Source organism: Paenibacillus sp. BC26 (assembly GCF_900116125.1).
Taxonomy (GTDB): Bacteria; Bacillota; Bacilli; order Paenibacillales; family Paenibacillaceae; genus Paenibacillus_Z; species Paenibacillus_Z lignilyticus.
This window is the reverse complement of record NZ_FPAD01000005.1, coordinates 489177-501047: the sequence shown is the minus strand read 5'-3', so window position 1 is coordinate 501047 and position 11871 is coordinate 489177. Positions and strand designations below refer to the sequence as shown.

The window sequence follows — 11871 nt, the reverse complement described above, 5'->3', positions numbered from 1 at the left end:
CCTGCATCAAGCAGAAGCTTCTCCGGTTCTTATGTATACGTTACAGCGTTACCCAACCGAATTTAATCGAGTTGATAACCGCTTGCGTCCGATCATCCACTTCCATCTTCTGCAGGATGCTGCTGACATGATTTTTGACCGTTTTCTCACTGATAAAGAGGAACTCGCCAATCATCTTGTTGCTCTTCCCTTCAGCCATCAAGCGAAGCACCTCGGCCTCGCGACGCGTCAACGGGTTGTTCTCGCTTGGGATGAACTTCACGCCGGCTTCGCGAGTTGCGGCTGCTCCCGAGGTTGCGCCGATTTCATCGAGGTAGGTCATGCGGCGAAGCTGGTTAATCAGCTTGCCCGTTACCTTCGGGTGTATGTAGGCATATCCGTTTACGACGGAACGAATCGCGTTCGCAAGCGCCTCCGCTTCCATATCCTTCAGCAGATAACCGCTTGCACCTTTACGCAGCGTTTCGAACACGTAGCTCTCGTCATCATGAATCGATAGAATAATGACTTTGACCTCCGGGAAAATGTCACGCAGACGCTCTGTCGCAACGACCCCGTTCTCGATCGGCATATTAATATCCATTAGGACGACTTCCGGCTTGTTCTGGTTGCAGAATTCCAATACTTGAATGCCGTCATTGCATTCCCCGATTACTTCCAAATCATCTTCCATATTGAGGATCCGCTTAAGACCCTCACGGAATAATTGATGATCATCGGCGATCAGCACTTTTATCTTCCGTTTAACGCTTACATTCCTTGCATCCATCGTCATTCTACTCCTTTCTCTGTTCACCGTTAATAGGTATATGAATGGTTACTTTCGTGCCGTGGTCGATCGTGGATTCGATCTCCATCCTTCCCTCTAGCAGCTCCACGCGTTCACGCATCCCGATCAGTCCGAAATGGACGCTGTTCTTAGCACGGGATTCGATTTGATCCACATGGAAGCCGACACCGTTATCTTTGACGACAATTTTAACCATTTGAGCTTGGTAGGTTATCTCTAAGATGACAAAGGTAGGATTGGCGTGCTTGAAGGCATTGCTGAACGCTTCTTGAACCATCCGGTAAATGCCGGCCTCCATTGCGGATGGCAGCCGGACCTCTTTACCGATCGTTTCGAACATCGTCCGAATTTTGCTTTTCTCTTCATAATCCTGAATATATTTACGCAGCGTAGGTACAAGTCCTAAATCATCCAAGGCCATAGGTCTTAAATTGAAAATGATTTTGCGAATTTCCTCGATTCCGGATCGCACCTGACTCTTCAAATCTATTAATTCTTCCTGAACGATTTGAAATTCCTGCTTCACAAGCATTCTTTCCGCAATTTCCGTCCTAAGCACTATATTCGCCAAAGACTGAGCCGGTCCGTCATGAATCTCTCTGGCGATCCGTTTGCGCTCTTCTTCTTGGGCCAATATAATTTTGAGTCCGATTTGCTGCCTGTTCTTCGCCGACTCCAGAATGCGAGTCACTTGGTTCAAATCACCCGAGAGATATTCCAGCACAACATTGATCTGCGAAGCGATCGACTCTGCGCGTTCGATTGATTTCTCAACATTGCGCACGCGCTTCTGCAGGTCATCCCTGCGAGCTTTCAAATACGTCTCTTTCTCACGGAACACCATGAGCTCCAGCTGCAGCTGCGTCGCTTTCTCGTAAGCCGTCTTGATATCCTCTTCTTTATAGCGGACAAAGTCGCGGCTTACCTCCGTCAAACGGATACGCGCTCTGCGGTAATCCAGCTCTAGCTTATCTACCTTATCGATAATAGCCGCAGCTTCAGCGAGTACTTGGTTCAATTCCTGACCGAGAGAGAACATTTCCTTGCGCGCCGACTCGCAAATTTCAAAAATTTGATATTTGCTGTCCTCCATCACTGAGACCGCGTTCTTGATCACGCGATCGATGTCGTTTATGCGATAATCCAAGATGTCTCGGCCCACTTTCTTCAAGTTATACTAAAACTATCATATCACATAACCGATAGTAGGCGACCATCTCATTCAACGGTAATCGTACCCAATTTTCCGTCCCAATTTACGCGTAGGCCCAATTGCTCAGAGACGAGCCTGATCGGGACTAATGTACGACCGCTTCTCATAATCGGAGCTACTTCGGACTGTTTCCGGACACCTGTTAACAGGAAATCGCTTTTCCCTACCCACATTTCCAGCAGCTTATCGCCGCGAAGAACGGAAACTCGTTTAAGCGCAGCCTCCCAACCGATTTGTGCGCCCATTGCCTCTGTTACGAAGCGAAGCGGCAAATATGTCGTACCGTCTAACAGAAGCGGTGCTACATCCATCTTATAGGGCTGACTGTCAATCTTCGCCGATTTAGAACCAACTTTTAGTTCGATCTTCACATGTTTGGGTTCCGGAATTACCGCCGGATATTGGAACGCCAGGTTATCCCAAGCCAGTGTACCTGTGAGCGCCCGCTCATCCTGACCATCCTCAAGGGAGGCCACATAGAGACGTTTGAGCGTCACCGGATACGCCATTTGGTCAGCAGGCAAATTGACTTTAATCTGCTTCCAGCCGATCCAGTCTACTTGCTTGGCAAGCGTCACTAAGTGAGCCGCGCCTTTGCTATCCACGAATTCAGCTCGCACCCAGTTCAAGCTTCCATCGCCCATGACATCTACCGTCATTGCCGAGGGATTGCCTTCCACTTTGCGTCCGGTGCCGTTAAGCACGGCGTAGGCCGCCTTAGTACCGCTGCCTCCGGTAAAATCATACTGCAATTGCAGGACATTCGTTGCATTGCCGCCGGTAAGTCCCGAGACAACCGTGGAAGTTCCCACTACACCATTCGTACCTTGGAACGAAATTGGGTAGGTCTTCCCTTCGAAATCATCAAATTTTTTGTCGGTTCCTGCTACCAACGCCGTCATCGCGGAGAAACCGTCATAACGGGCGATCAAATAGCCTGCTGATGCGGACGGATTTACCGTTCCGATCGTTAACGTATTCCCGCTCCAGGCGCCTGTGAAGCCGCGCAGTTCCCACTTCAGCGAGGATGCCGGCACGGTCAGCTGGCGACCGTCTTTCAATGTTACATGTACCGGTACGGTCAGCGATTTACCGCTCTCAAGCACCAGTGAACTTGCATCCACAGTCATGGATGCGATCGAATCTCCGCCGACAACTTCAATATCCAGCTTATCGCTGATCTCGCCGGATTTGACGGTGATGGACGACTTGCCTACTTTCGTTGCCGTAAACGTGCTGCCGTTAAAGGTACCCAGTGCATCCGCGGTCTTCCATACCGGAGTCAGCGAGCCCGGGTCTACCGGATTGTAATAGGTGTCATAGGCTTTCATCGAGTAAGCGGCCGGCTGTCCCAGGAACAACACGCTGCTGCCGCTTGCTTTAATTCCTTTCAACTGCCCCTTCGGCGCCAAAGAGAATACGCCAAGGCCATTTGCCACCTGACGCTGTGTATCGCCATATTCCGTAGGGAATGCCAGCTGCGTGCTTGTGTCGCCAAGCGGACGCGCGACCATCGTCGTGGAACCGCCGCCGTCGAGGTTAACGCCGCGCCATACGGAGAGCTGTACCATTAACTGCTGCAGCTCCGGCAAGGTCACGCCTTGACTGCTGCCGCTGTCTTCGACCGTAATGAGCATAACTTTCGTACCGTCTTTGGAATAGCCTACTGCCGTACGTGCACGGTCTGTGTTTGGACTGATACTGCTTGGATTTCTTGTATACGTCGCCGCTGCGCCGTTATCAACCAGAATGGTGTGACCGCCAATCAGCATTTGCAAGGAGTTCGGGTCGATCTTCTGTCCCGTAGATTGGGCAATAAGATTATAGGACGCGTTTACCGGTTGTCCGACTTGAAGATGCTCCCGCGCATATTGAGCTGCTTTGCCATGTGTCCGAAGAATATAGCCGTCCGCAGGTACGGTGCCTTGAATCATGCCGTTATCAACGAATTGCGTGACGATGCCATTCTGAACAAGCACCTCTGTCGGAGTCGTAGAGCTATCCGCTACGTCCGGACGGGACTGCGTCCATGCACTCGTATAAATGTACATCGCATTGGCATGGCTGAAAGCATTATCCGGTTCCGTACGGTATGCCGCCTTATTAATACCGGATAGCGTGAATGTCGAACCATCTCCGGCTGTTACGCTGCCTTCGAATCCATAGGAATCAATGATTGGTTTGCGATCCGCCGTCACGGCAAAAGCGTACATCCCCGTCAGCTTCGACGGACTAACAGACAACAAGCCTCCGCTCACTTCAGCGCCGATCGGATTCCCTTTGCCATTGGCCGTGTTAAAGTAATCGCCATTAATACCGGCAACTGCGCCGGTCTTGCTCACCATATTGCCAACCGAGCTCACGCTCGTAACCGAGCCGGGTTTGCCGTTCATGACATCCAGTTTTACATAGGGATTGGTCAGATCGATCTCAATGACATGCACACGGGACAGCACTGCGCCTTCCCCCGGCTTGCTTGTCCATGTATAGTCGACGCGCTTGGCGCCGGAAGTAATCATCTCTTCTGACATACGAACTAATTGCTGCTGTTGCTGCTGTTGCTGCGTCTGGGTCGTTGTGGTTTGTGGTACGGCCTCTGTATCGCTTGCTGCTGCGGCCGTTGATGGCCATGCTATTGTGGAAATCGGCTGAACGAGCAGCGCTGCGCCCAGCGTCAGGGTTATCAATTGTTTTCCGGCCTGTGAGGACTTCTTCTTCTCTACTAGTTTGCGCATTACTCTTGCAACTCTCCCATCACATAAATGTCCTATGATGGTTAGACTATGAAACTAGTAGAAAAGTTACGTGCGATAGAAGACTCCTATCAACATCATTCGACCGACAAAAAAAAGCTATCCGTGTCCATTCGACAGGATAGCCCAATTTCTCTTAAATATCGATAAATGCCAAGTAGCTGAGCAACCGTTTCAGCATGACTGCAGCCTCTGCTCTTGTCGCTTTATTTTTGGCTCCGAAGGTAGTGGCCGTTAATCCGCTAATGATGCCGGAATCGACTGCTTTAGCGATGTCCGTCTGTGCCCAAGTACCGATCTTGCCGCGATCCGTGTACTTCTTAAGCAGGTTCGCCGTCGTTTGCTTCGGTACGATGGAGACGCCTGCCGCACTTGCTGCACGCACCATCATGGATGCCATCTCTTCGCGTGTAATCGGATTATTCGGCTTGAATGAGCCGTCTGCCATCCCTTTCACGATTCCGGCCGAACTCGCCGCCCCAATGTAGGCGGCCAGCGCCGTAGATGTATTCACATCTTTGAACTTACCTGCTGCCGTACGGTCACCGGCAAGGCCGAGTCCTTTCGCTATGAACATCGCAAACTCTCCGCGTGTAATAGCTTTCTTCGGTGCGAACGTCGTGAGCGTATTGCCCTCGACAATGTACTTCTTCGCTAGTAATAGAATATCAGCGCGTGCCCAATGATTGCTCAAATCGGTATACCCGGCTGCCCCCTGTACTACTGCGTACACACTATTGCCTTTACGTTTAAACGAAATGACGGACTGTCCGTTTGCGCGAGTAACCCGAGTCGGTACATAGGAAAGCTTGTTGGTTTGGGGATCCAGCCATGCAACCGATACGGCTTTGCCATCCAATACGGCTCCGGTAGTAATGGATCTCGTCACATAGTTGCTCAGCGATTCCACGTTTTTCGTTTGACCGTTGCTGGAAACCGACATCTCGAAGCTGATCGGATTGATGAGTATTTGCGCATTAGAACCGTTCAACTGAGAGGTTAGCGTTGATCCCAGCGTTCCGGCATTGGTGTCGATGGACACATTCAACTGCCCGACTGCGCTTGCCGCATTCATCATCTGTCCAAGCTGTGCGTAATTGAGCGCACTGAGCGGGAATTCATACGTTACATTCTTATATACAATCGCGAAGGATGCATTGGACGTCGCTTTCTTCGTATCTTCCAACGTTCCAAGCGGAAGGGCAACTACTGCCGCTTTCTCGGAGTCCGGCACCGTGAAGACCACGCGAGGCATCGTGCCTCCGGCTTTCCGAACCGCGTTATATGCTTGTACCACCTTCTCGGAAGACAGGATAAACTTGTTCACTGTATTTCCCGCAGGCGAAACCGCCGAAGCCGTCGTTGCACTGGATACTTTGATTTCCAAGCCTCCGCCTACCGCAGACTTGAAGTCGCCGCTCGTGGCATCATCCCATGTTGTCTGATTCGCCACATTGGAATCCGTGAACGAAGCCGCTATCGCACCGGTCGTTGAACGAACGGAAGTTCCGACATTGCTGTAGCTTGCCTTAACCGCGTCGCCGACACTGATCGGCGTGTACAGCGAGAGTACGACAGCCGCCCCTTTTATGACGGCTGAAGAAACCGGACGAGACACATTATTCACCTTTACGCTGAATTGCGACGTTGAAGGCACGTAGGATGTATTCAGCGCATTGGAGAAGGTAACCGTTACTTCACTGCCTTTTGCCACGATCCCATTGAGTCCAAGCGTTGTCGTTCCGCTTGCATTCGCCTGCACGGCGCTAAACGCCTGAGCCTGAATGCCTCCAAGGTCCGTAATCGCCGGCGTCCCGCCTAAGTAAGTGACCAATATGACATCGCTGGTAATCGTTGAGACTGGCAGACTCAAGATAACTTGCGTCCCGTTCACGGTCACATAGGAGACTGTTCTCATTGTTCCGTTCACCGTCACATAGAACGATGAAGGGTTAGGAATCAGCGCACCGTTAAGTCCCTCGTCATAGTTCAACGTAATGGTATAGCCAGACGAGGTTATGGTTTGCAGCAGCGGTGCTTTCGCATCCTGTCCGTTCTGGATATAGAAGCTGCTGAAGGAAGCAAGCGCATTGTTCGATAGATCGCGCAGCGGATAAGAGCCTGCGGAATAAGACAATGTAACCGACTGGCCGATCGAAGCCGAATTCCCGCTAAAATTCAGAAACACCGTATTTCCGCTGCCGCTAATTTGCGTCACCGTTCGGTACGCGCCATCGATGAGAACCGTGAATTGCGAATACGCATTCTGATTGATGGACGCCATTTCTTCACTCATGGTCAATAGGATCAGGTTGCCGGAAATTGTTCCGCTCAGTAGTCTTGGCGCTACGGAGTCCGGCACATTTGAAACAGCCAAATTCGAGAAATTAGCTGCAGCCGTTCCCGTCAAATCTTTGATCGGTTTGGAGCCGGCTGAGTAAGATACTCGAATCACTTGTCCATAGGATGCAGCACTCTGCAGCGTGAGCGTCACGACTTGACCGCTTATTTGCACAGCTGTTACCGCCCGTCCTGCACCATTCACGGTCACATAGAAATTGGCCGGAACCGGTATCGAATCTGTGCTGGTGCTTAGATTCTCGTTGTAAGTGATCGCGATCTTGTTGCTTCCTACCAGATCGGCTCTTGTGACGATTGGAGCGCCTGCCGCTCCTGAAGATGTTTTGAAGGTCCACTGATATTGATTGAGGATCCCGTCAAACGGATTGCCGGCAAGGTCCGTTACGGCACCTGCTGCCATCTCTACATAATAGTCCGTAGTAGGCAGCATCGCGCTGCTAAGCGTAATTAAGAGATTCCGATTATTGTTCGGATCAATCGCATACGTTGTTGCGACCGCGGAGCCGGTAGTAATCGGTCTGATTACAATCGCGGGTGAATCAGCGCCTAGCAGAATCGGTTCGCTGAACAATGCTTCCAGCTTCATGCCAAGCACCGGGACATCAAGCGCCGTATTGGCAGGCGTTTGCGTCACGATTGTAGGCGCCACACCGTCTTGGGTAACCGTGAAGCGCCAAGCGCTTGAGCCCGATAAGCCTGTAAAATAGTTCCCTTTCGCATCCGAGAATGCTTGTCCCCCAATTTCAACATAGTAGCTTTGATTGTTGACGTAGGTTTTACTGTTATCCGTTACGGTGATCTTGGTCCCGCCCCCGCCGCTAACCTTGGACGAAGTAACCGGAATCGACGCAAACACGGAGCCCGATGGATAGGTGCGAACCGTGATGTTACCTGTGCCCGGATAGACCGGCTCACTGAAGTTCATCTCCAGATTGATGGATGTTGTGGATTGCGCGTTAAGCGGTTTCCGTTCTGCAAGCATGGTCGGAGGCGTCGTATCATTGCCCGGATCCGTGTAGAAATTCCAGGAGGTCGCATCCTGCATGCCTTGATATTGCTTCGATGAATCTGTTGCATCTACAAATGCTCCGGCATCGATCAGAATATAGAAGCCTGTATTCGCCGCTAGGTCATTCGGTGGATTAATGCTGACCGTTGATCCGGCGCCGTTCGCAACGACAGATACAGCTGAAGAAGTGACATTAATCGACTGCACCGTGCTGTTATCCGAAATTTTGTTGATACTGATCGTTCCGCTGTTCACTCTAACCGTCCCTGGGAAGGAAAGCGTGAAGTTCGATGCTACGCCCACGGCAAAAGCATTATCTGCCGGCGATAGAACCGCAGTTCCAATCGGCGGAGCATTGGTTGTAAATCTCCATCTTGTCGTCGATATTCCGCTGAAGTTGTTTCCTGCAGCATCTTGAAAAGCGCCACTCGGTACAAGAACCTCATAAGTGCTATTCCCCTGCAAGCTGCTTGGCAAACTCGCGACAATGGTCTTACCGGCACTGCCGCTCCCCGTTACATTGATGGAGTTTACACTAATGGATTGCGTATCAGCCGGCTGATTAACATTGGTAACTGTAATATTGCCGCTAGCCGCATACACCGGTTCACTGAATACCATCGTCAATGAGGTACCTACTCCAGCCGTTGTCCCATTAGCCGGTGTCAGAGGATCTACATTTGGCGTTGTCGATAAGGTCGGCGCCGTTGTGTCGATTGCCGATACCGTTGTGAACACCCAGCCTACGGCACTGTTCAGCCCTGCAAAATTCGTATTCGCATCGTTCGCGAATGCCCCCGCATCGATCGTGACATAGTAGCTTGTATTCAGCGCAAAATTCGTGCTTGGCGAGATCGTGACGATATTTCGACTCGTTCCGCTGCCTATAGAAACCTTACTGTCGATTGCAACCGTATACGACTCGAACAGCTGATTATCGAGCTGCCTGCGAATTTGAATCGTGGCAGAGCCGGTTCCTTTCTTCACGTTCTCGTCGAAAGCCAATATCAAATTGGTATTCACCGGTACATTCGCACTTTGGACCGATGGCGAGAAGCTGGAAATAACCGGACCGCTTGCGGCGGCCGATACCTGCGAAGGCTGAAAAGCAAATCCGCCCACGAAGAATTGCACCACCAACAATGCTGCTACTATGCTTGATATCCATCTACGATTTCGGACCAATATTCCCCACTCCCTAATTAAGACACATGTACTATATTTTTCGGCTCGGAGGGGCCTGAAATGAAGATAAAGTTAAAAGTTGCACAAAAAAACCGCTCCTTGTCAGGAGCGGTTTCGTTTATAGGTTCAATGATTAGCGAAGAGCGTCTGCTTTCAGCAAATCTGCTTTGTCAACGCGTTCCCACGGAACATCAATGTCTGTACGGCCAAAGTGACCGTAAGCAGCTGTTTTACCGTAGATTGGACGACGAAGGTCAAGCATCTTGATGATGCCTGCAGGACGAAGATCGAAGTTGTTCTTGATCACTTCAACAAGAACTTCCTCATCGACTTTACCTGTGCCATACGTGTCAACGTTGATGGAAACCGGGTTTGCTACGCCGATTGCGTAAGCAAGTTGAATTTCGCATTTATCAGCAAGGCCTGCTGCAACGATGTTTTTCGCTACATAACGCGCTGCATAAGCTGCGGAACGGTCAACTTTTGTAGGATCCTTACCGGAGAAAGCACCGCCGCCGTGACGAGCGTAACCGCCGTACGTATCCACGATGATTTTACGACCTGTAAGACCAGCATCGCCTTGAGGACCGCCGATTACGAAACGGCCTGTTGGGTTAATGAAGTATTTTGTTTCTTCGTCGAGCCATTCTGTAGGAACGACAGGAGCGATAACATGTTTACGGATGTCGGCTTGGATTTGCTCCAAAGTCACTTCTTCCGCATGTTGTGTCGAAACAACAATCGCATCTACACGTACCGGCTTGCCGTCTACGTATTCGATCGTTACTTGCGTTTTACCATCCGGACGGAGGTAATCCAGCGTACCGTTCTTACGTACTTCCGACAATTGACGCGAAATGCGGTGAGCAAGCGCGATTGGAAGCGGCATAAGCTCAGGTGTTTCGTTCGAAGCAAAACCGAACATCAAACCTTGGTCGCCCGCACCGATATCTGGGTTTTCTTGGTGAACGTTCTCTACGCCTTCACGTGTTTCAAGCGCAGCGTTAACGCCTTGCGCGATGTCAGCCGATTGCTCATTAAGCGATGTAAGAACCGCACAAGTGCTGTAATCGAAGCCGAATTTCGCGCGCGTGTAGCCGATATCCTTAATAGTACGACGAACGATTGCAGGAATATCGACATAATCCGCTTTACTGCTGATTTCGCCGATAACAAGCACCAAACCGGTTGCTACCGAAACTTCGCACGCTACGCGCGCATACGGGTCAACCTCAAGAAAAGCATCCAATACCGCATCTGAAATTTGATCACATATCTTATCGGGATGGCCTTCTGTAACGGATTCCGATGTGAACAAGTGACGTCCTTTAAGTGACATCTAATCTCAACCTCCTACAGCTTTCAAAATTCTAAGTATGATGAATAACATGCACAAAATGCTGGGACTCTATAAGAAAATGAATACCCGAAAATGGGTTCTATCTAATGCCCAACGTTTCGATTCCAAAAAATGAACCTTTTCCGATGTTGAAATCGGAAAAGGTCTCATGAATACTCTCTAAAACAGTATGATACCGAAACTGTCGCTTTGTGTCAATGGCAATAGCCTGCTAACTACGATAGCCCTTTGAGAACCTGCTCTGCACGTTGGACGAGCAGCCTTGTCATGTTCCCGCCTACAGATCCTGCATCTCTTGTCGCAAGCTGTGACCAATTGACATGACCGCCTGAACTGCCAGTACCGCCAAGCTCTGTAGCAAATTCCGTATCGCCGGCACCGGCAGCAGATCCGCCTGACATAAGTCCAAGCTCGGCTGCAATTTCATACTTCATTTGATTGAGCGCCTGTGCACATTCCGGAACAACTTTGCGATTACTTCTCGACATGATAAGCACCTCCTGATGGGATGCTTATAGTTTGTTCCGGAAGGCACCGTTCAAAGCGGATAACTTGTTGTCAGATCGGGTAAAAATAACTATTGCTGCACTTGCATCTCATATTCGCCACGGACAAGTACCGTTAAAGCAGCCTTCTGCCCAACCTGCGCCGTCACGCCACGACCACCGCGCGGAAACAGAATGAAGTGATTATTAGGAACAGGCTTACCACTCTTAATGTCTACACCATCCGTAAGATCAGAAATCCCATTCGCATCCGAACTATAGGCCATCGCTTTGCCTGCGCGAACGATAAATTCGGCACCATCCTTGGCCACAAGCCGCTTACCAACCGGCACAGTCACGACTTCTACTTTAGATGATGAACCACCGCTCTGTGCCATTTCTTCACGGAACGCATCGAACATCTCCTGCAGCTTCTTGTCGTCTACGCCCCCGCCTTGTTTGGCCAGTTCCGCCTTCACGAGCTCAGCTACTTGTTTATCAATGTAGCTTTTCGTTACGACCGGGTCGTTGGCGGAGCCTGGGGTATCTGTTGTTTCAGCTTCACTTGTCCATTTAGTTCCAAACCACACGGCAAATCCGATTACAAGAATAGACAATACAAGTTTAAGACTTTTAAATCGCAAGAAATAAACCTCCTTACAAACAGTATTCATCTAGCATACTTGAAATTTTTCATAACTTCTACCATTTCATA

The 11871-nt window shown here is 50.2% G+C and carries 7 protein-coding genes; all 7 read right to left on the bottom strand.

From position 1 onward, the window contains the following. Positions 1-40 precede the first annotated feature (40 nt). The gene (locus tag BM412_RS28160) at positions 41-769 is read right to left on the bottom strand and encodes a response regulator (RefSeq protein ID WP_091225008.1); all 729 of its coding nucleotides are present in this window, start codon (positions 767-769) and stop codon (positions 41-43) included. A 7-nt stretch (positions 770-776) separates the two neighbouring features. Further along, positions 777-1937 carry a sensor histidine kinase gene (locus BM412_RS28155; protein ID WP_091225007.1) on the bottom strand — a complete coding sequence of 387 codons (1161 nt, stop codon included), beginning with the start codon at positions 1935-1937 and terminating at the stop codon, positions 777-779. Positions 1938-2008: 71 nt separating this feature from the next. Then, the gene (locus tag BM412_RS28150) at positions 2009-4738 is read right to left on the bottom strand and encodes a stalk domain-containing protein (protein ID WP_091225006.1); all 2730 of its coding nucleotides are present in this window, start codon (positions 4736-4738) and stop codon (positions 2009-2011) included. Between the two features lie 154 nt (positions 4739-4892). After that, complete coding sequence (locus tag BM412_RS28145; RefSeq protein ID WP_256256633.1) at positions 4893-9263, bottom strand: Ig-like domain-containing protein; 4371 nt, start codon at positions 9261-9263, stop codon at positions 4893-4895. A gap of 181 nt (positions 9264-9444) precedes the next feature. After that, complete coding sequence (gene metK / locus BM412_RS28140) at positions 9445-10650, bottom strand: methionine adenosyltransferase (protein ID WP_091225004.1); 1206 nt, start codon at positions 10648-10650, stop codon at positions 9445-9447. 236 nt (positions 10651-10886) lie between these two features. Beyond that, a complete protein-coding gene (locus tag BM412_RS28135; protein WP_091225003.1) occupies positions 10887-11159 on the bottom strand; it encodes an alpha/beta-type small acid-soluble spore protein in 273 nt (90 codons plus the stop codon). Between the two features lie 89 nt (positions 11160-11248). After that, a complete protein-coding gene (locus BM412_RS28130) occupies positions 11249-11800 on the bottom strand; it encodes a hypothetical protein (RefSeq protein ID WP_091225002.1) in 552 nt (183 codons plus the stop codon). Between the last annotated feature and the right edge of the window lie 71 nt (positions 11801-11871).

Excerpts from the sequence above, each read along its gene's own strand:
- BM412_RS28160 (WP_091225008.1), bottom strand. The coding sequence starts at position 769 with ATGGATGCAAGGAATGTAAGCGTTAAACGGAAGATAAAAGTGCTGATC.
- BM412_RS28135 (WP_091225003.1), bottom strand. The coding sequence starts at position 11,159 with ATGTCGAGAAGTAATCGCAAAGTTGTTCCGGAATGTGCACAGGCGCTC.
- BM412_RS28150 (WP_091225006.1), bottom strand. The coding sequence starts at position 4,738 with ATGCGCAAACTAGTAGAGAAGAAGAAGTCCTCACAGGCCGGAAAACAA.
- metK (WP_091225004.1), bottom strand. The coding sequence starts at position 10,650 with ATGTCACTTAAAGGACGTCACTTGTTCACATCGGAATCCGTTACAGAA.